The sequence below is a fragment of the Phormidium yuhuli AB48 genome, assembly GCF_023983615.1.
GTDB lineage: Bacteria > Cyanobacteriota > Cyanobacteriia > Cyanobacteriales > Geitlerinemataceae > Sodalinema > Sodalinema yuhuli.
This window is the reverse complement of record NZ_CP098611.1, coordinates 233,783-254,167: the sequence shown is the minus strand read 5'-3', so window position 1 is coordinate 254,167 and position 20,385 is coordinate 233,783. Positions and strand designations below refer to the sequence as shown.

Below are 20,385 nucleotides of genomic sequence, written 5' to 3'. Positions count from 1 at the left end.
CCTAAAACCACCCCCCAGCTGCTAAACGTAGCAGCCGACCGACTGAGGTATTTCGATTCACCGTTTGACGCGGGATAAAATAGGGATTGCGAAAAGGAGTCAGGCGCAAACTTCGGGTATTATAAAGATAGCCCGATTGATGATACAGTTTAACAATCTCTAACGCCGGGTCATCAATCGCCCCAAAGGGATAAGAGAGATGATTCGCCACCGTCTCAGTCCCCTCCAACCCCGTCAAACAATCTCTCAGTTCCTGTTGCGATCGCCCCACCTCTTTCTCCACCTCTTCCTGAGAAATCAACGTCAAATTATCATGATTCGCCCCATGAGATTGAATATCATAATAACCCCGTCTAAATCCCTCCCGTAACTCCTCACAACTGGCGTGTTCTAAATAGGTTCCTCGAACTCCCATAAACGACGAATTAACAAACCAAACTACCGTAATCTTCTCCCCCGTTTCCCGATAAAGCCGCTCTAACAACGGCAAAACATTGACATGAGCATCCCGATAGCCGTCATCAAGACTAACCATCACTTTGGGGCGATGTCGATACTCCTGAGGAATTGGGTCTGGGGGGTCTTTATAATAGTAATTATAGAGGTCTTGGGAGGATAAAAACCAATAATTCCGCGCCACTAACCGGCGCAGAAAGGTCTCAAAATCCGCTAAACTGTAATCCGGGCGAAACTCCGGACGTTGAGGAGGTCGCTGTTGGGGATTGTCCAGATTGACAATGTCGTGAAAGCCAAAAATGGCAATCTTCTCAATCAGGAGTTCTCCCCCAACCATCACGAGAAGCAGTCCTAAGAGAAACGCGATCGCCCCTCGTTTAACCTTGGCGTTGAAACCCATAAAACCGAACCCAAACAGAACATCAGCAAATCACCCATTCAGCTTGAGGGCGATATGATTGTCAATCAACGCCAAATGTCCCTCCTCCGCCATCGCCGAAAACGACTCAAAAAATCGGCGGGGTTGAACCGGGAAATGAGCAAAATCAAACTGAGCATCCCCATCAGCGATGTTAGCCCAAAAATAGCGCAAACTGGGAATCAGGGGTTCCGCCGCCTCTCGGGAGAGATGGAGAGGCGCATCCGTGAGTAAGCGTAGCATAAAGGGATAAGCGCGATCGCCCATCCAGTCCCGAGAGAGTTGAGCGAGATTTTCCCAATTCTCCACCCCCTCAACTCTCCCCGACTCAATTTGTAACCACCCCTGGCCCCGACAATCCCGCCGATACTCCAAAACCCGATAGGGATGAGGATAAGACACCGTAGAACCCGTCGTAATATCATAGAGCCTCCCCTCCCGCGCAATATCCTGGACATGGAGATGGCCCGTAAACACCAATTGCACCCCATGCGATCGCAACACCCCCCGTAACTGCGGTGCATTCTCCAACATATAGCGTCGGCCCAAACCATTCTCCGCCTGGCCCGGGAGATGTTCAATCACATTATGATGCACCATCAGCCACACCTCCTCCCCCCGTCGCTGCTGCAATTGTTCATCCAACCACTCTAACTGCGACGCCAGCAACCTCCCCACCTGCTTTCCCTCCCCATCGAAGTGATTAGAATTCAAGCCAATCAGATGTAACCCCCGACGCAACTCAACCGTATAATCCAACCCCTGAGGCTGGCCATAACCACAATGGCGATAATAGTCCGCAAAGTCCCCCATCCCAATCGAATGGTCATTGGCCACCGCCACCGGGATATCATGATTTCCAGGAATCACATACACCGGATAGGGAAGTTCCCCCAGGCGTTTCGCTAACCAGCGGTGATTCTCCGGTTCCCCATGTTGCGTCAAATCCCCCGGAATCAGCAGAAACTCTAAATCCAGTCTACTGAGGCGATCTAAAATCGTCTCTAGAACCGGAATCGAGACTTCCACCAAATGGAACCGCTGGGGACTCTCCCAAATGGTATGAGGAAGGGCAATATGTAAGTCACTGACGATCGCAAATCTAAAAGCGTCCATAGCTAACGAGAGTGAGAAGCCGCAGATGTCGAGGTTCGATCGCATCCACATCTTCCCATAGTAGCGACTCCCGCACCCTAGACTCACCCACTTCCCCAGTTGAGGAGAGTTTCCACTATCCTAGAACAGAACATCTCTCTATCTCCCGGTCGCCATGAAGGTTCTGCAACTCGTCCCCTCCGTCTCCCTCGTCTATGGCGGCCCGAGTCAAATGATTTTAGGTTTCTCCCAAGCCTTAGCGGAACAAGGCGTGGACATCACCCTCCTCACCACCGACTCCAACGGCGACTCAGGACAAGATCCCCTCGATGTTCCCCTCAATCAAGCCATTCCCCAAGATGGTTATCAGATTCGCTATTATCGCTGTTCCCCCTTCCGCCGTTATAAATTCTCCCTTCCCCTATTTCAATGGCTGTGGAACCACGCCAGGGACTATGATTTGGTCCATATTCACGCACTCTTTTCCCCAGTAAGTAGTCTCTCGGCTTGGATTTGTCGTCAACGAGGAGTTCCCTATGTGTTGCGGCCTCTGGGAACTCTCGATCCGGCGGATTTACGCAAAAAATCCCGTCTGAAAGACCTCTACGCCAGGGTGTTAGAACGGGAAAACCTGGCCCAAGCCGCCGCCATTCACTTCACCACCGCCGAAGAAGCCAAAATTTCTCATCGCTTTGGGGTGAAAACTCAAGATTGGGTGATTCCCCTGGGGGTAACGCCACCCAATCCCCCAGTGGGGATAGACGAGATCTGTCATCAATTGGGAGTGGATACAACTCGGCCCCTGGTTCTGTTTATGTCCCGGGTGGAACCAAAGAAAGGCCTAGATTTGCTGATTCCGGCGTTGGAGGCCGTCGCCGCTAAGGGAATTGAGTTTCAGTTTGTCTTGGCTGGGAGTAATCCTCAAGATCCGGCCTATGAACAGAAGATTGGCGATCGCCTCCGCCAGTCTTCAATCCAGGAACACACTCGCCTTACCGGCTTTGTCAGGGGTGAGACGAAAGCCGCCCTACTGCACCGGGCCGATTTGTTTGTGCTACCGTCCTATTATGAGAACTTCGGCATCGCCGTAGCTGAAGCCATGGGAGTGGGAACACCGGTGTTAATTTCTGATCGCGTCCAGATTTGTGATGCGGTGGCTGCGTCGGAGTCGGGTTGGGTGGCGGATTGTTCGGTGGAGTCGGTTCGCGATCGCCTCGTGGAAGCCTTAACCCACCTCGATGACTGTCAGCGACGCGGGAACAATGCTCGCACCTATGCCACTCTTCATTATCGTTGGCCGGCGATCGCCCAGCAGGCGATCGAACATTACCAACGCATCATCTAGGGTTAGCAGAACCAATACAGTCGTTTTTGGACAATCCCCATGAATCGTCAACTCAATCGTAAACGTTGGTCTTGGCTTGTGGTCATCAATGTTATCTGTCTGAGTCTTCTCGGACTGCTTCTCCTCCTCCGTCCCGTCTCGGCCCAATTTTCACCCCCAGACAACTCCCAGAACCGCAATGGACGAGCGATTCGTTGGGAATATCGCTCGGTGTCCGCCAGCCAAGAAAATGACCCCGACTTTGAAAACTTTACCCAGCAAATTCGCGACTTAGGAGACTTAGGCTTTGAGATGGTCACCTGTGTTCACGCGCCAGACAGCCGCCGCAGCGAGCGTTCTATCACCGCCTGCTATTTCAAACGACCTCGCTCTTCCTCCTAGCTGACTCACCAAAAAACGGGCAAAAAAATGGGGAGTAAACGTTAGTTTACCCCCCAATTCCCTTAATAGGATTTCCGACGATTACGGAAACGCCGACGCTCACGGTGACGAGCAATCTCCTTGCGTTTATGTTTCTCCGCCGGAGTCTCAAAACACCGATTCTTTTTCATATCCGAAAACAGTCCCGCGCGGGAGACTTTGCGCCGGAAGCGACGTAATGCGGATTCGATGGGTTCACTATCACCCAAGATAATTTGAGTCATTCACTTCCCTTCTACTCACAGTTCACAGTTTGAAAAAAAAGAGGCTCGGGAACTGTCCCGTTCCTCTTACAAGGGCGCGCCATTGAGCTATTAAACCCTATGAGGAAACCTCAAACAACGGTTCACTCAATGGACATCACCCCCGGGCGAAACCTTATCCGCCCTAACCTGACGGCTAGACATCAACGATGCAGCCAGCCGCGTAACTACTTCAGTGCAATTATACAGCCTGTGAGTCTACTGCGCCATCCACAGCGCCAATGCTAACCATCCAAGACTTTTAAATTAACCTAACGGCGGTTGTACCGAGGCTTGTCAGTGCGAGGCTTAGCAGGGTTAACCCGAATAACACGATCCATCCATTCTGCCCCATCGAGGGCTTCAATTGCGGCGGCTTCTTCGGACTCCTGCTCCATTTCTACAAAGGCAAATCCCCGCATACGACCGGTTTCACGATCGGTCGGAACGTGAATCCGTTTAATAGTCCCGTATTCTGAGAAAACGTCACTTAAATCCTCAGAGGTGACTTCATAAGAAAGATTTCCAACGTAAACGGACATCGAGGGTCTCCAAAATCAAACAGCGTGCAGAGATGGAGATTTCGGAGTGAAGCTTGCTCAGACTAAACGGGAGAAAACCAGTTAATACCAAAAACAAACACTAGGGCCGATAATTCTTCTATCTCTCTCCCCAGCATAACACGCTTTATCGGGGCTGGGGATTTTTTTTGTTTCCTTTTATCTTTTGCGGATATCTGTCTCCGGGGACGTCTCAAGGCTAAAATCGCAAGCGTCCCTGGGCCCGGTTGAGATTCTCCCGATACTCCGACCGGCTGGGGGCCAGTTCCAAAGCTTGGCGATAGGCCTGCACCGCTTCTTCTGGGTTTCCTAGACGCTCCCAAGCATATCCGAGACGATTCCACGCCGCCGCTAAACTCCCATCGAGTTCTAGGGCCCGATTGAGAGACTGACGGGAGCGGTCATAGCGTTCGAGTCCCTGTTGGGCTAAGGCAAGATTATACCAAGCGATCGCCGGACCTAACTGTCCCCAGCGACCATCCCCTTCCAGGGCCTGCTCACAGGAGGAGATCGCCTCCACCCAGCGATTTAGGGCTACCTGGTCAGCGCAACGATTCACCAAGGCGAGGGAATAGGTCGGCCGTAGGCGCAAGGCCCGATTATGAGCCTCCAGAGCTGCTTCATAGTCCCCTAAATTGCCCAAACGAACTCCCAAATTGGTCCAAGTCATGAAATCGTCAGGACGCAGCTGTAACGCTTTCTCACAGGCTACCACCGCTTGGCGATCGCCCCCCTTCTGACAGCGGGTGATATGCTCACGATAGGTGGCCTCCATCCCCTCCTCGTCAGCGTGAGCTAACCTGGGGGCCAGGGGAGCTTGACTGAGCAGGGCCAGCCCGGCGATCGTCAATAGGGACAGGGGTTGAAGCCGTCTAGGCCATGGTTGATTGCGCATCACACCTCGCTGGAGTTGTACCTCATGGTGGGGGCTGAGTTGAGTCTCCTGGGGGGGTTAAGAGGTGGGGTCCTCCGGTGGGGTTGGGGGTTCCGTGCGTAAGCGCACTGACTCCCGGTGAGAATGTAACCCCTCCGCCTCCGCCAGAGTTTGAATCGCCGCCCCCATATTTTGTAAGGCTGAAGCAGAATACTCAATCAGACTTGAATGTTTCATAAAGGTTTCCGTTCCCAGGGCTGAGGCGTAGCGGGCCGCGCCGGAGGTGGGTAGGGTATGGTTAGGCCCAGCTAAGTAATCCCCCACCGCTTCTGGGGTGGAATAGCCCAGGAAAATCGCCCCCGCGTGACGAATCTGGGGGAGCAAGTCCCAGGGTTCGAGAATTTCCAGTTCTAAATGTTCCGGCGCAAACTGATTCGACAGCTCAGCGGCTTCCTTCAGAGAATCTACCACCACCACTAGACCATAATGGGCGATCGCCTTCTCCGTCCAGAGCCGTCGCGGATGATCACTCAACTGCGCTTCCACCTCCACCACCACCTGACGGGCCAAGGCAGAATCGGGGGTCAACAAAATCGCCGCCGCGATTGGGTCATGTTCAGCTTGGGCTAATAAATCGGCCGCCAAGTGACTGGGGTTAGCATGACTATCGGCAATGACCAACACTTCCGACGGTCCAGCGAGGGAATCAATCCCTACGGTCCCAAAGACCATTTTTTTAGCTAGGGTCACATAGATGTTACCCGGGCCAGTAATCACATCCACCGGGGTAATGGTTTCGCTTCCATAGGCCAAGGCGCCGATGGCTTGGGCCCCACCCACCCGGTAAATCTCCTGTACTCCCGCTTCCTGAGCCGCCACCAACACCGCCGGGTCTACCCGTAGGTCTTTCCCTGGGGGGGTGACCATCACAATCTCTTTAACCCCAGCCACTTTTGCCGGAACTGCATTCATAATGGCCGTACTCGGATAGGCCCCCCGACCTCCGGGGATATAGATTCCCGCCCGATCAACCGCCGTGTAGCGTTTCCCGAGAACCACGCCATCCTTGCCAAAATTGACCCAACTCTTGGGAACCCGTTGACGATGGAAGGCTTCGACTTGCTTGACGGCCAACTGAATTGCGTCTAAAAGCTGTTTGGGGATTTGTTGATAGGCCGCATCCAATTCCGAGCCAGTTACCCGCAATTGCGAGGCCGTTAAGGTCTGACCGTCAAACTCTTTCGTATAATGAAGTAGAGCCCCATCCCCCTCCTGGCGAACCCGATTGAGAATGGTGCGGACGCTTGCCTCTTGTTCTGGCACCCCGTCAGACTGGGTGCGGTTCATGATTCGCCGTAACTCGGACTCGGCTTCAGGTCGCTCAGTGATGATTCGCAGCATGAGATGTTACAGAATGCCTCCGCGCGTGTCTGCCCCAAATACATATCCAGGCTTTCCTGGCGATCGCCCGCCTCGGAGCCGGAGGGAACGATCTCGCTTAGACTGACTACCCTATCAGCTTAGCGCGGATTTTTTCAGAAAGCGCCACTTCTCACAAATGAGATGCTATATTAGTATGTCTGGTAAGAACCGCCCAAGCAAACGTTAACAGAATTGAAGTATAATAGGGGAGTTAATCGGTGGCAAACATCAAGTCTGCAATCAAACGTGTTCAAATCAACGAGCGCAACCGCTTACGCAATAAGTCCTACAAGTCAGCCATCCGGACGCTGATGAAGAAGTACTTTGCCGCAGCGGATGCCTACCAAAGTAATCCCAGTTCTGAGGCCTTGGAGGAAGTTCAACAGCGTATGAACGAGGCCTACAGCAAAATTGATAAGGCCGTGAAACGAGGTGTCCTGCACCGTAATACCGGCGCTCGTAAGAAGGCCCGTCTAGCTAAAGCCCTGAAGCAAGATAACACCACCGCCGCGTAACCTGTGCGGCCGCAGCCCATTGAGCCGATCGCATGACGCTTATTGACACCCACGTTCACGTCAACTTTGACCGTTTCGAGGCGGACTTCGAGCAAGTTCGCGATCGCTGGCGGGCCGCAGGAGTCAGCCAACTGATTCACTCCTGCGTGCATCCCCGGGAATTTTCCCGGACTCAGGCCATTGCCGCCCAAGTGCCGGAGTTGTCATTAGCCGTGGGGTTGCATCCCCTTGAGGCCCAGGATTGGACCGAGGACCTCGCAAGAGAGATTCATCGTTTGGCTCAAGAAGAGCGCCGGGTGGTGGCCATTGGTGAGACGGGGTTGGACTTTTTTAAGTCTGACAACCGCCCCCAGCAAACCGCCGCTCTGCAGGGACAATTAAAAATCGCCCAAGCCCTAAACTTGCCCGTGATTATCCACTGTCGTGACGCAGCTAGCGCCCTAGTGGAGGAATTACAGCAGTTTCGGACCCTGGGCGCTCAGCCACGAGGTGTCATGCACTGTTGGGCTGGAACCCCCGAAGAGACCCAAGCGTTTCTGGATTTGGGGTTTTATATTAGTTTTAGTGGTATCGTCACCTTCAAAAATGCCCAAACCCTGCAAGAGTCAGCCAAGCTTGTTCCCGACGATCGCCTCTTGATTGAAACCGACTGTCCCTTTCTCGCCCCCGTTCCCAAGCGGGGCAAACGCAACGAACCCGCCTTCGTGCGCCATGTTGCCGAAACCCTGGCCCAACTGCGGGGTGTGTCTTTCCATGACCTCGCCGAACAAACCCGGCAGAATGCGATCGCCTGCTTCAGCCTCAATCCGGTTTAACCCGACGATTCTGAACCTGAGCTAGTCTATATCCCCCAGGATAGACCTCGATCCCATCGCAACCGCAGACCCCGAAACGAATGCCAAGCCCTGGACCTGACTTAAATCGTCCCTTATCCAGTCGAGCCTCAGTCGGCAGCCCACGTCCGACAGACTCACACGCTGTTCATCCAGACCCCATCCGAACGCCTGTCTCAACCTTCCTCCGAGGTTTCACCATCTGAAGCCTCGATTTGCCATGCTGCGCCCCAATCCGCCAACCTGGGTCCAGACTTCCACGTCTTTAGCGCATCCCAACAGTCCGACCAAGAAGACGCATGACTAACCTACAAACGACCACCACCAGCACCGCCCCCGTCTTTCACCTGCCCGACCTCGTCGCCATCCAGCGATCGAGCTTTCGCTGGTTTCTCGAAGAAGGACTCATCGAAGAACTCAACAGTTTTTCCCCCATTACCGACTATACCGGAAAGCTAGAACTTCACTTTATCGGTCGTAACTACAAACTTAAAGAACCCAAATATAGCGTTGATGAGTCCAAACGGCGGGATAGTAGCTACGCCGTACAGATGTACGTTCCCACCCGGCTGATTAACAAAGAAACCGGAGAAATCAAAGAACAAGAAGTCTTCATCGGCGATTTGCCCCTGATGACCGAACGGGGAACCTTCATCATTAACGGTGCTGAACGAGTCATCGTCAACCAAATCGTGCGATCGCCCGGCGTCTACTACAAATCCGACGTCGACAAAAACGGTCGTCGTACCTACAACGCCTCCCTCATTCCCAACCGAGGCGCCTGGCTGAAATTTGAAACCGACCGTAACGGCCTCGTCTGGGTGCGCATCGACAAAACCCGCAAACTCTCCGCCCAAGTCCTGCTCAAAGCCCTAGGACTCTCCGACGCCGAGATTAGCGATCGCATCCGTCACTACGACTTCTTCGAAAAAACCATCGAAAAAGAAGGGCAATTCAGCGAAGAAGATGCCCTCATGGAACTCTACCGCAAACTGCGACCCGGCGAACCCCCCACCGTCTCCGGGGGCTTGTCCTTGCTAGAGTCCCGCTTCTTCGACCCAAAACGCTACGACCTCGGCCGCGTCGGGCGCTACAAACTGAACAAAAAACTGCGCCTCAACGTCCCCGACAGCACCCGCGTCCTCACCTCCGACGACATCCTCGCCGCCGTCGATTACCTCATCAACCTTGAATTTGACATGGGGCAAATCGACGACATCGACCACCTCGGGAATCGTCGCGTCCGTTCCGTCGGCGAACTGCTGCAAAACCAAGTCCGCGTCGGCCTCAACCGTCTCGAACGGATTATCAAAGAGCGCATGACCGTCTCCGACGCCGACACCCTCACCCCCGCCTCCCTCGTCAACCCCAAACCCCTCGTCGCGGCCATCAAAGAGTTCTTCGGCTCCAGCCAACTCTCCCAGTTTATGGACCAGACCAACCCCCTAGCGGAGTTGACCCACAAACGTCGGATTTCCGCCCTCGGGCCCGGTGGACTGACTCGGGAGCGGGCCGGATTCGCCGTGCGGGACATTCACCCCTCCCACTACGGACGCATCTGTCCCATCGAGACCCCTGAAGGTCCCAACGCCGGACTCATCGGCTCCCTCGCCACCCACGCCCGCGTCAGTAGCTACGGCTTCATCGAAACCCCCTACTACCGGGTCGAAAACGGTCGCGTCATGCGGGAGAACGCCCCCATTTACATGACCGCCGACGAAGAAGACGACCTGCGCGTCGCCCCCGGCGATATCCCCATCAACCCCGAAGGCTACATCCAAGGGGATCAGGTTCCCGTGCGCTACCGTCAGGACTTCACCACCACCACCCCCGACCAAGTGGACTTCGTGGCCGTCTCCCCAGTGCAAATTATCTCCGTCGCCACCTCCTTGATTCCCTTCATTGAGCATGACGACGCCAACCGCGCCCTCATGGGGTCGAACATGCAGCGTCAAGCGGTTCCCCTCTTGCGCCCAGAACGACCCCTGGTCGGAACCGGACTTGAAGCCCAAGCCGCCCGAGATTCCGGCATGGTCATCGTCAGCCGCACCCCCGGAGTCGTCACCTACGTCGATTCCGAGCGGATTTTGGTGCGTCCCACCGTCGAAGACGCTGACAGCAATGGCTTACCGGAGATTATCGAGTACGAACTGCAAAAATACCAACGCTCCAACCAAGACACCTGCCTCAACCAACGCCCCATCGTCTTTGAAGGGGACGAAGTCGAAGCCGGACAAGTCCTAGCGGACGGAAGCGCCACCGAAGGGGGAGAACTGGCCCTCGGGCAAAACATCCTCGTGGCCTATATGCCCTGGGAAGGCTACAACTATGAGGACTCCATCCTCATCAGTGAGCGCCTGGTGATGGATGATGTCTATACCAGTATCCACATCGAGAAATACGAAATCGAAGCCCGCCAAACCAAACTCGGCCCCGAAGAAATCACTCGCGAAATCCCCAACGTTGGTGAAGATTCATTACGACACCTTGACGAAAGCGGCATTATCCGCATTGGGGCTTGGGTCGAATCCGGAGAAATCCTGGTCGGGAAAGTCACCCCCAAAGGAGAATCCGACCAACCCCCCGAAGAAAAACTGCTGCGAGCCATTTTCGGTGAGAAAGCCCGGGATGTACGGGATAACTCCCTGCGAGTTCCCAACGGTGAAAAAGGTCGTGTCGTCGATGTGCGGGTGTTTACTCGGGAACAGGGCGACGAACTGCCCCCCGGTGCCAACATGGTGGTGCGCGTCTATGTGGCCCTGAAACGGAAAATCCAAGTCGGGGACAAAATGGCCGGTCGCCACGGCAATAAAGGGATTATTTCCCGGATTCTGCCCCAGGAAGATATGCCCTATCTCCCCGATGGAACACCCCTGGATATCGTCTTGAGTCCTCTGGGGGTTCCCTCGCGGATGAACGTGGGACAAATCTTTGAATGTATGTTGGCCTGGGCCGGGGATAACCTCAACGCCCGCTTCAAAATGGTTCCCTTCGACGAAATGCACGGAACCGACCAATCGCGGCAAACCGTCAACCGCAAGCTGCAACAGGCCCGGGATAAAACCGGTAAAGATTGGGTCTATGACCCGGACAATGCCGGTAAAATTCAGGTCTATGACGGACGGACGGGGGACCCCTTCGACCAGCCGGTGACCGTGGGCAAAGCCTATATGCTCAAACTGGTTCACCTGGTCGATGACAAGATTCACGCCCGTTCCACGGGACCCTACTCCTTGGTCACCCAGCAGCCCCTCGGCGGGAAAGCCCAACAAGGCGGACAGCGATTTGGGGAAATGGAAGTTTGGGCCCTCGAAGCCTTCGGGGCCGCCTATACCCTGCAAGAACTGCTCACCGTCAAATCCGACGATATGCAGGGACGCAATGAAGCCTTGAATGCGATCGTTAAAGGTAAAGCCATTCCCCGGCCCGGAACCCCAGAATCCTTCAAAGTGCTGATGCGGGAACTCCAATCCCTCTGCTTGGACATTGCTGTTCATAAAGTCGGCGCCGATGAAGATGGCAATAGCCTTGACGCTGAAGTCGATTTAATGTCCGACGTCTCCAGCCGTCGCGCCCCCAACCGTCCCACCTACGAATCCATGGCCAAAGGAGGAGACGACGAGGATTAATCCTCTGCCAAACCCCACTCCACCTCCGCTGTCCTCATCCTCCTCAATGGGGGCTTGAGCCATCAGCGGAGGTGACTATCCCCCCTCATCCCACAGACTAGAGAACCTTCGGAGTACCCAAAACGATGCCAAAAGTCGAACAGCGCTTTGATTACGTCAAAATCGCCATCGCCTCCCCGGAGCGGATTCGGGGTTGGGGAGAACGCACCCTTCCCAACGGCCAGGTCGTCGGTGAAGTCACCAAACCCGAAACCATCAACTACCGCACCCTGAAACCGGAAATGGATGGTTTGTTCTGTGAGCGCATTTTTGGCCCTGCTAAGGACTGGGAATGTCACTGCGGCAAATATAAACGAGTGCGTCACCGGGGCATTGTCTGCGAACGCTGCGGCGTGGAAGTCACCGAATCCCGCGTCCGCCGTCATCGCATGGGCTACATCAAACTCGCCGCCCCCGTCACCCATGTCTGGTATCTCAAAGGGATTCCCAGCTACATGGCTATCTTGCTGGACATGCCCCTGCGAGATGTGGAGCAAATTGTCTATTTCAACGCCTATGTGGTCTTGAATCCGGGCAACGCCGATAACTTAGCCTATAAACAACTGCTCCTCGAAGACCAATGGATGGAAATCGAGGAACAGCTGTATGACGAGGACTCCCAACTCGAAGGGATTGAAGTCGGGATTGGTGCCGAAGCCATCCAGCAGTTGCTCATCGATATGGACTTGGAAGTCGTGGCGGAGAAGCTGCGGGAAGATATTTCCAACTCCAAAGGACAGAAACGAGCCAAACTCATCAAACGGCTACGGGTGATTGATAACTTCATCGCCACGAGCGCTCGTCCTGAATGGATGGTGCTCGATGCTATTCCCGTGATTCCCCCAGATTTGCGCCCGATGGTGCAACTCGATGGGGGTCGCTTTGCCACCAGTGACCTCAACGACCTCTATCGTCGGGTCATTAACCGCAATAACCGACTGGCTCGTTTGCAGGAGATTTTAGCTCCAGAAATCATCATCCGTAACGAAAAACGGATGTTGCAAGAAGCGGTGGATGCCCTCATCGATAATGGACGGCGGGGACGCACTGTGGTCGGTGCTAATAATCGCCCTCTGAAATCCCTCAGCGACATTATTGAAGGGAAACAAGGGCGTTTTCGTCAGAACCTACTCGGGAAACGGGTGGACTACTCCGGACGGAGTGTGATTGTGGTGGGGCCGAAATTGCAAATCCACCAATGTGGGTTACCTCGGGAGATGGCGATTGAACTGTTCCAACCCTTTGTCATTCACCGGCTGATTCGTCAGGGGATTGTTAACAATATCAAGGCGGCTAAAAAACTCATTTCCCGCAACGATCCCAATATCTGGGATGTCCTTGAAGAAGTCATCGAAGGTCACCCGGTGATGCTCAACCGGGCACCGACCCTGCACCGTTTAGGGATTCAGGCCTTTGAGCCGATTCTCGTTGATGGTCGTGCCATTCAACTGCATCCCCTCGTCTGTCCGGCCTTTAACGCCGACTTTGACGGTGACCAAATGGCGGTTCACGTGCCCCTGTCCCTAGAGGCTCAAGCCGAAGCGCGGCTGCTGATGTTGGCCTCCAACAACATCCTCTCTCCTGCCACAGGACAACCCATTGTTACCCCGAGTCAGGACATGGTCTTGGGCTGCTACTACCTCACCGCCGAGAACCCCACTGTTCAAGATGGCAAAGAACAGACCTTTGCTAGTCCTGAAGACCTGGTGATTGCTCACGAACGGGGATTCGTTCACCTGCACAAGTACGTCTGGGTGCGTCTGAGTCCTGAGGACAAAATCCTCACCAATGGCGATGACCCCCTCATCGAAGAACAGACTCTCGATGATGGCAGTGTCTTAAAACGCTACCAGTACAGTCGCCAACGCTTCGACACCGATGGAAAACTTGTGGCTCAATATGCCTATACCACCCCAGGTCGGGTGATTTATAACCAAGCCATTCGAGAAGCTCTGGCTTAGAGAGCCGTCTTAACCCGGGGAGCAATATGCTCCCTAGGCCCTGCCCCTGCTTGCCCCTATCACAGCCGTCAACGTTGAGAGACTATGCTCTTTTACAATCGAGTCGTCGATAAAAAACAACTACGTTCCCTGATTGCTTGGTCTTTTAGCTATCATGGAACCGCCAAAACTGCCCAAATTGCCGACCACCTCAAAAACTTGGGCTTCCGCTATGCCACCCGTGCTGGGGTGTCTATTAGTATCGAGGACTTGCAGATTCCCCCCAGTAAGCCCCAGTTGTTGGCCACTGCCCAACAGGAGATCGATGTCACTGAGGCCCGCTACACCCGAGGAGAAATCACTGAGGTGGAGCGTTTCCAGAAAGTCATTGACACCTGGAGTACCACCAGCGAAGAACTTAAGGACGATGTGGTCACGAACTTCAAACAAAGTGACCCTCTCAACTCCGTCTATATGATGGCCTTCTCTGGGGCACGGGGGAATATCTCCCAGGTCCGTCAGTTGGTGGGGATGCGGGGCTTGATGGCTAACCCGCAAGGGGAAATCATCGACTTGCCCATTAAAACCAACTTCCGGGAAGGTCTGACGGTCACGGAGTACATTATTTCCTCCTATGGTGCCCGTAAGGGTCTGGTGGATACCGCCCTACGGACTGCTGACTCAGGTTATCTTACCCGTCGTTTGGTAGATGTGTCCCAGGACACTATTGTCCGGGAAATCGACTGTGGAACTCAGCGCAGTATCCCCCTTCAGAGTATGCGTAGCGGGGAGCGGGTATCTATTCCTCTAGAAACTCGTTTGCTCGGTCGGGTTTTGGCTGAAGATGTGCGTCACCCGAAAACGGGGGACTTGATTGCCGTCTCCGTCCACAATCGCCATGAAGGCTGTGATGAAACCATCGAATCTCGGCGGAATCAGGTGATTGGTCGGGAATTGGCTGAAGCGATTGTTGCAGCGGGCTTAGAAGAAGTGCGGGTGCGATCGCCCCTAACCTGTGAATCGGCCCGTAGCGTCTGTCAACATTGCTACGGCTGGAGTTTGGCCCACGCTGAACCCGTTGACCTAGGTGAAGCGGTGGGAATTATCGCCGCCCAAAGTATTGGTGAACCGGGAACCCAGCTCACCATGCGGACTTTCCACACCGGTGGGGTCTTCACAGGGGAAGTGGCTCGGCCCGCCAAAGCCCCCTTTGAGGGAACCGCTCGTTACGGCAAAGACCTCACGGCTCGTCCCTACCGGACACGCCATGGGGAAGAAGCCTACATGGTGGAACAAGCCGGCGACCTGATTATTGAACCCACAGGGAAAGGGAAACGCCATACCATCTCCCTCCCCCAAGGCTCCACCCTCATCATCCAGGATGGGGACAAAGTCCATGCGGACCAATTTATCGCCGAAGTCCCCATTGGTAGCGCCCGCACCCGTAAGAACACGGAAAAAGCCACCAAAGACGTGGCCACGGATATCGGTGGAGAAGTCAAATATGCCGGTCTGATTCCCGAAGAGAAAAAAGACCGTCAAGGGAACACCACCATCATTGCTGCGCGCGGTGGCTTAATGTGGGTGTTGCAAGGGGAAGTGTACAACCTTCCCCCTGGTGCCACCCCCGTGGTGAAAAACGGCCAGTCCGTTGAAGCCGGCGATGTTCTAGCCGTCACCGAAACTCCGAGCGAAACCGGCGGAATTGTACGGATTCCCCAATCCGAGGAGTTCCCCACTCCCGAAGAGACGGGGGAATCCAGCCTGGCCGCGGTTCCCACTATTCCTAAAGAGGTGGATATTATTACCGCCTCCGTGCGTCTTGACAGCGCCAAAGTTACCACCGTCACCAGTCAAGGACGTGATCATTACATCGTCTCCACTCAACAGGGGCAAGAATTTACCCTCACCGCCACTCCAGGCACAAAAGTGCGGAATGGTCAAGTGGTGGCGGAACTGATTGACGATACTTACAAAACCCATACCGGGGGGATTCTCAAGTACGGAGATATCGAAGTTGCCAAACGGGGCAAGGGCAGTAAAGCCGGCTACGAGATCACCAAAGGGGGAACCATGATCTGGATTCCCGAGGAAACCCACGAAATCAATAAAGACATCTCCCTGCTAGAAGTGGAAGATGGTGATTTTGTTGAAGCGGGTACGGAAGTGGTCAAAGACATCTACTGTCAGAATAGTGGGATTGTGGAAGTCGTCCAGAAAAACGACATTCTGCGGGAAATTTCCATCAAAGCCGGGGACTTCCACCTACTCGATCTCAGCAGCAACGATAAACTGAGCGTTCCCGAACAAAGCCTCGTCCATCCCGGACAAGAAATTGCTCCTGGTTTAGTTGCTGAAAGCCTCTGTTTTGTGGAATCCGTCACCACCCCTGAAGGAACTGGGGTGCTACTGCGTCCCGTGCAAGAGTTCCAGGTTCCTGATACTCCCTCGGTTCCCAGTCAGCAACCGGCAGAAGGTCAGGAAAACGCCTTCCCCATCGCCCTGCGCCCCGTTCAGCGGATGCTGCCCTTTAAGGATGGGGAACGGATTAAATCCGTGGAAGGCCAAGAACTCATCCGCACCCAGTTGATTCTCGATATTGGTAGCGATGCTCGTCATCTGGAAGCGGATATCGAACTGGTCCCCGATGAGGAGGATGATGAAGCCATGCGTCTGCAATTGGTGGTCATCGAGTCTCTCACCGTGCGCCGGGAAAATACCAACGTTGACCCCCTCTTTACTAGCACCACCAGCAGCCGGTTATTGGTTCAAGACGGCGACCAAATTGAGCCAGGTGCGGTTGTCGCACGTACGGAAATCGCCTGTCGCAATCCGGGCATGGTGCGGGGGATTCGTGAGGGGACTGAAGCCACTCGTCGGGTTCTGATTGTCAGTGAAGAGGACCGCTTTACGGTGGACTTGGGGGATGCTTCACCTCAGGTTAAGGACGGAGATCTCCTGGTGAGTGGTGCGACCCTTACCGATGGCGTCACCCTAGAAGAATCGGGACAAGTGGTGGGCATCCAGGACAATCAAGTGATTTTCCGCCATGCTCGTCCCTACCGTGTCTCTCCGGGTGCGATTCTCCATGTGGATGATGGTAGCTTGGTGCAACGGGGGGATAACCTGGTGCTCCTGGTGTTTGAACGGGCGAAAACTGGAGATATTATTCAGGGCCTACCCCGGATTGAAGAACTCCTGGAAGCCCGCAAACCCAAGGAAGCCTGCCTCCTGAACCGTCGTCCAGGAACCGCTCAGGTGATTTATGAGGATGATGACTCAGTCGAGATTCGCATCGTTGAAGATGATGGCACCGTCTCTGAATACCGTACCCTCTCAGGCCATAATGTCTTGGTGGTAGATGGTCAACGGGTGGGGGTGGCTGAACCCCTAACCGATGGTCCTTCTAACCCCCATGAAATTCTCGAATGCTGGTTTGACTATCTAGCTCCCTCGGGAACCTATGAAGCGGCGTTGACAGGCTTTAGTCATGTACAAACCTTCTTGGTGAATGAGGTGCAGTCGGTGTATCAATCCCAAGGGGTGGATATTTCTGACAAACATATTGAAGTGATTGTGCGTCAGATGACCTCGAAGGTGAAAATCGACGATGGCGGCGACACGACGATGTTGCCCGGTGAGTTGATTGAACTGCGTCAGGTGGAACAGGTGAATGAAGCCATGGCCATCACGGGCGCGGCTCCGGCCCAATATACACCGATGCTGTTGGGGATTACGAAGGCCTCCCTCAATACGGATAGTTTCATTAGTGCGGCGAGTTTCCAAGAAACCACTCGTGTTCTTACGGAAGCGGCTATTGAGGGTAAGTCAGATTGGTTGCGCGGCTTGAAGGAAAACGTCATTATTGGTCGTTTGATTCCTGCCGGAACTGGGTTCAATGCCTATGAAGAGTTAAATTTCTCAGCTCCCGATGCGGATATCAATGAGATTAACTCGGTGGTCAATGGTGTGGACGATGAGAGTAAGATTCAAGATGTGGTCTTGGACGATCGCACGGCCCGCGCCTACAACCTCACGGGAAGTGTCAGTGATGACTCGGCCATCTTACCGGATGGGGATGATGGTTCTACGGCGATTCTCGATGATGAGGATCTCGATGATGGTGATGAGGAGGATGACTTCGATCCCGATGGGTTTGATGAGGAGGATGAGGACTTTGATCCGGATTCCTTTGATGACGATGATAGTGATGACGAGGATGATCCCACGGCGTAACTGGGATAGGTTCGTGATAGCTTAACCCATACCCCCACTTTGCCCCGGCAAGGTGGGGTTTCTTGTCTAACAGTTGGATGTTCAAAGGTTAAAAATAGATAGATATAATTAAGGTTGGTTATGTCATAAATGCCTGTTTTATCTGGGTTGAGGAAGTATTGATTGTTCATTATCGGTTGTCCATTACCCTAAGATGTTACAAAAATTGCAACGCCATTGGCTCAAGCTTCGTCCCCTGGCGATCGCCCTGGCCGCCCTGTTACTGTTGTTAGGGGTGAGTCATGTTCGCTTGCAGAGTTTCCCAGTACGCCATAACAGTCCAGAGATGGCTGAGTCGCTCAACTCCTCAGATAACGAAGACCATTCAGAGGAGGATATCGGTTTAGAGTTCTTTAATCGGGGAACCGATCGCGCTGTACGGGCCTGGCAGGCCTCACAACAAGCCTCCACCCCAGAAGACTGGCATCAAGTGGTGCAATACTGGACCGAGGCCCTGGCCGCGATGCAATCCGTTCCCGTGACGGCTCCTCAACGGGCTTTTGCCCAAAAAAAGGTGCAAGAATACCTAGAAAACGCCGATTTCGCCCTACAACAGGCGGGCAATAGCGGCAATCGGCTGCCTCACCCCACTTTTAACAGTTTGGTCTTAGACGAACAGTTTGCCCTTTATCGTTCCTACGTGGCCACCTTGGGACCGCCGGATATCTTAATTATCGGCAGTTCCCGAGGCTTACAGGGACTCGATGGCAAGCGGTTGCAATTTGACCTCAATCGTCGTGGCTTCTCGGGGGTACGGGTGTTCAATTTCGGCATTAATGGGGCCACGGCTCAGGTGGTGAACTTACAGTTACGAGAGTTACTCACCCGAGACCAGTTACCTAACGTGATGGTTTGGGCCGATGGTTCCCGGGCCTTTAACAGCGGCCGGGAGGATCGCACCTTTAGCCGGATTCGTAATTCCCCTGGCTATGAGCGACTGCGCAACAGTGGTGTCCGACAGGGGGGGCTTCCGGTGATTCTCTCCCGTCGAGATATCGACTCTAACGGCTTTCAGATTGTGCGCGATCGCTTTAACCCCCAAACCTATTTTCAGCAATTCCCCCGAGTTCCCGGCCAGTATGACGGGGATTATGCCAACTTCAACCTAGGAGGAGTTCAGGGAAACGCCACCAACCGAGTGATTGAGTTCTGCCAAAGCCGTAATATTCCCCTGATTTTAGTGAACCTGCCCTTGACGAATGAGTATTTAGACCCCGCTCGCCGCCGCTATGAACGGCAATTTCAGGAGTTTTTGCAGCAACAGGGTCAGAAATCCGGGGTTTGGGTGCGGGATTTATCCAACCAATGGCGCGATCGCCCAGATTTCTTCGCCGATCCCAGTCACCTCAACCGTGAAGGAGCCGCCGCCGTCGCCCAACGACTCGCTCAAGATACTGAACTCCCTTGGGATTCCTTTTTGAGGGGGTAGCTTGTCCCGATTCCGACCCTAAATGAAGCTCCAATTCAACCCAAGTCCACAAACTGTGATCGCGCCCATGTTTTCCATTAACCTCCCGCTTCTATCTTGGTTTGTACTCCGGGCCGCCCCCCCCCTTCTCGCCCAAGACTCCCCCGTTGGCTTCAACCCCCAACTCTGGCTACAACAAGCCCTACAAAGCATCCAAGACTTAGGACCCCTCGGCATCCTCGCCTTTATTTTGCTCTATCTCATTGCCACAGTCGCCTTCCTCCCGGGTTCTATCCTCACCCTAGGCGGTGGCGTGGTGTTTGGGGTTATTTTCGGGTCTATCTATGTCTTCATCGGAGCCGTTCTCGGGTCAACCTTAGCCTTTCTCATCGGCCGCTACCTGGCTCGGGACTGGGTAGCCGACAAAATTGCCCGTAACCCCAAATTTGCCGCGATTGATGAGGCCGTCGGACAAGAAGGTTTTAAAATCGTCTTCCTCACCCGACTCTCCCCCGTCTTTCCCTTCAACCTTCTCAACTACGCCTATGGTGTCACCAATGTCTCCCTCAAAGACTATGTTCTTGGAGGTCTGGGGATGATTCCCGGAACCATTATGTATGTCTACATCGGCTCTCTCGCCGGAAGTTTGGCCACCCTGGGAACCGGGCCCGCCACCGCAGATCCCCAAGCACAACTCTGGCAACGCATTTTACAAATTATCGGCTTAATTGCCACGGTAGCCGTCACCCTGTACGTCACTCGCATCGCCCGCAACGCTCTAGCCGAACGTGTGGGAGAACAAGTGATTAAGGGTGAATAATCCGCGCATCGGTGCGTTCTGGCACGTTCAAATCGAGTGGTCAACGGCCAAAATGAGCTGATGCCAGTGAATAATCCGCGCATCGGTGCGTTCT

The 20,385-nt window shown here is 54.1% G+C and carries 15 protein-coding genes; 9 read left to right on the top strand and 6 right to left on the bottom strand.

Going from position 1 to position 20,385, the window contains the following annotated elements; translation table 11 throughout:
- Nucleotide 1 precedes the first annotated feature (1 nt).
- Both NEA10_RS00990 and NEA10_RS00985 read right to left on the bottom strand, forming a co-directional pair.
- Nucleotides 2-856, bottom strand: coding sequence for a polysaccharide deacetylase family protein (locus NEA10_RS00990; protein WP_252663375.1), 855 nt, complete (start codon nt 854-856; stop codon nt 2-4).
- Nucleotides 857-886: 30 nt separating this feature from the next.
- Entirely contained in the window at nt 887-1,990 is a 1,104-nt protein-coding gene (locus NEA10_RS00985) for a metallophosphoesterase family protein (protein ID WP_252663374.1), read from the bottom strand.
- A gap of 154 nt (nt 1,991-2,144) precedes the next feature.
- Between NEA10_RS00985 and hpsP the strand changes: the two genes are divergently transcribed.
- Both hpsP and NEA10_RS00975 read left to right on the top strand, forming a co-directional pair.
- Nucleotides 2,145-3,314 carry a hormogonium polysaccharide biosynthesis glycosyltransferase HpsP gene (hpsP, locus tag NEA10_RS00980; protein WP_252663373.1) on the top strand — a complete coding sequence of 390 codons (1,170 nt, stop codon included), beginning with the start codon at nt 2,145-2,147 and terminating at the stop codon, nt 3,312-3,314.
- 39 nt (nt 3,315-3,353) lie between these two features.
- Entirely contained in the window at nt 3,354-3,695 is a 342-nt protein-coding gene (locus NEA10_RS00975; protein ID WP_252663372.1) for a hypothetical protein, read from the top strand.
- A 62-nt stretch (nt 3,696-3,757) separates the two neighbouring features.
- On the opposite strand, the gene rpsU is transcribed toward NEA10_RS00975, so the two are convergent.
- The 4 genes from rpsU to hisD form a co-directional block, all read right to left on the bottom strand.
- Entirely contained in the window at nt 3,758-3,958 is a 201-nt protein-coding gene (rpsU, locus tag NEA10_RS00970) for a 30S ribosomal protein S21 (protein WP_074162914.1), read from the bottom strand.
- A 290-nt stretch (nt 3,959-4,248) separates the two neighbouring features.
- Nucleotides 4,249-4,518, bottom strand: coding sequence for an RNA-binding regulator (gene rbp / locus NEA10_RS00965; RefSeq protein ID WP_068790408.1), 270 nt, complete (start codon nt 4,516-4,518; stop codon nt 4,249-4,251).
- Between the two features lie 217 nt (nt 4,519-4,735).
- The gene (locus NEA10_RS00960) at nt 4,736-5,431 is read right to left on the bottom strand and encodes a tetratricopeptide repeat protein (RefSeq protein ID WP_252663371.1); all 696 of its coding nucleotides are present in this window, start codon (nt 5,429-5,431) and stop codon (nt 4,736-4,738) included.
- A gap of 57 nt (nt 5,432-5,488) precedes the next feature.
- Nucleotides 5,489-6,811: a histidinol dehydrogenase gene (gene hisD, locus NEA10_RS00955; RefSeq protein ID WP_252663370.1), complete on the bottom strand. Its 1,323-nt coding sequence runs from the start codon at nt 6,809-6,811 to the stop codon at nt 5,489-5,491.
- 239 nt (nt 6,812-7,050) lie between these two features.
- Between hisD and rpsT the strand changes: the two genes are divergently transcribed.
- From rpsT to NEA10_RS00920, 7 genes are all read left to right on the top strand, one after another.
- Nucleotides 7,051-7,347, top strand: coding sequence for a 30S ribosomal protein S20 (rpsT, locus tag NEA10_RS00950; protein WP_252663369.1), 297 nt, complete (start codon nt 7,051-7,053; stop codon nt 7,345-7,347).
- A 32-nt stretch (nt 7,348-7,379) separates the two neighbouring features.
- Nucleotides 7,380-8,162, top strand: coding sequence for a TatD family hydrolase (locus tag NEA10_RS00945; protein ID WP_252663368.1), 783 nt, complete (start codon nt 7,380-7,382; stop codon nt 8,160-8,162).
- A 317-nt stretch (nt 8,163-8,479) separates the two neighbouring features.
- Complete coding sequence (gene rpoB, locus NEA10_RS00940; RefSeq protein WP_252663367.1) at nt 8,480-11,809, top strand: DNA-directed RNA polymerase subunit beta; 3,330 nt, start codon at nt 8,480-8,482, stop codon at nt 11,807-11,809.
- A 125-nt stretch (nt 11,810-11,934) separates the two neighbouring features.
- On the top strand, nt 11,935-13,809 hold the full coding sequence (locus NEA10_RS00935; RefSeq protein WP_252663366.1) for a DNA-directed RNA polymerase subunit gamma: 1,875 nt from the start codon (nt 11,935-11,937) through the stop codon (nt 13,807-13,809).
- An 84-nt stretch (nt 13,810-13,893) separates the two neighbouring features.
- Nucleotides 13,894-18,024 carry a DNA-directed RNA polymerase subunit beta' gene (locus NEA10_RS00930; protein WP_252663365.1) on the top strand — a complete coding sequence of 1,377 codons (4,131 nt, stop codon included), beginning with the start codon at nt 13,894-13,896 and terminating at the stop codon, nt 18,022-18,024.
- Between the two features lie 193 nt (nt 18,025-18,217).
- Nucleotides 18,218-19,492, top strand: a complete 1,275-nt coding sequence (locus tag NEA10_RS00925) for an SGNH/GDSL hydrolase family protein (protein WP_252663364.1) — start codon at nt 18,218-18,220, stop codon at nt 19,490-19,492.
- Nucleotides 19,493-19,559: 67 nt separating this feature from the next.
- Entirely contained in the window at nt 19,560-20,291 is a 732-nt protein-coding gene (locus NEA10_RS00920) for a TVP38/TMEM64 family protein (protein WP_252663363.1), read from the top strand.
- Nucleotides 20,292-20,385 lie beyond the last annotated feature (94 nt).

What these genes read in the sequence shown, in the direction of transcription:
- rpsU (WP_074162914.1), bottom strand. Translation starts at nt 3,958, where the DNA reads ATGACTCAAATTATCTTGGGTGATAGTGAACCCATCGAATCCGCATTA.
- NEA10_RS00930 (WP_252663365.1), top strand. Translation starts at nt 13,894, where the DNA reads ATGCTCTTTTACAATCGAGTCGTCGATAAAAAACAACTACGTTCCCTG.
- NEA10_RS00935 (WP_252663366.1), top strand. Translation starts at nt 11,935, where the DNA reads ATGCCAAAAGTCGAACAGCGCTTTGATTACGTCAAAATCGCCATCGCC.
- NEA10_RS00925 (WP_252663364.1), top strand. Translation starts at nt 18,218, where the DNA reads ATGTTACAAAAATTGCAACGCCATTGGCTCAAGCTTCGTCCCCTGGCG.
- NEA10_RS00920 (WP_252663363.1), top strand. Translation starts at nt 19,560, where the DNA reads ATGTTTTCCATTAACCTCCCGCTTCTATCTTGGTTTGTACTCCGGGCC.
- hisD (WP_252663370.1), bottom strand. Translation starts at nt 6,811, where the DNA reads ATGCTGCGAATCATCACTGAGCGACCTGAAGCCGAGTCCGAGTTACGG.
- NEA10_RS00945 (WP_252663368.1), top strand. Translation starts at nt 7,380, where the DNA reads ATGACGCTTATTGACACCCACGTTCACGTCAACTTTGACCGTTTCGAG.
- rpoB (WP_252663367.1), top strand. Translation starts at nt 8,480, where the DNA reads ATGACTAACCTACAAACGACCACCACCAGCACCGCCCCCGTCTTTCAC.
- hpsP (WP_252663373.1), top strand. Translation starts at nt 2,145, where the DNA reads ATGAAGGTTCTGCAACTCGTCCCCTCCGTCTCCCTCGTCTATGGCGGC.
- rbp (WP_068790408.1), bottom strand. Translation starts at nt 4,518, where the DNA reads ATGTCCGTTTACGTTGGAAATCTTTCTTATGAAGTCACCTCTGAGGAT.
- NEA10_RS00960 (WP_252663371.1), bottom strand. Translation starts at nt 5,431, where the DNA reads ATGCGCAATCAACCATGGCCTAGACGGCTTCAACCCCTGTCCCTATTG.
- NEA10_RS00985 (WP_252663374.1), bottom strand. Translation starts at nt 1,990, where the DNA reads ATGGACGCTTTTAGATTTGCGATCGTCAGTGACTTACATATTGCCCTT.
- NEA10_RS00975 (WP_252663372.1), top strand. Translation starts at nt 3,354, where the DNA reads ATGAATCGTCAACTCAATCGTAAACGTTGGTCTTGGCTTGTGGTCATC.
- NEA10_RS00990 (WP_252663375.1), bottom strand. Translation starts at nt 856, where the DNA reads ATGGGTTTCAACGCCAAGGTTAAACGAGGGGCGATCGCGTTTCTCTTA.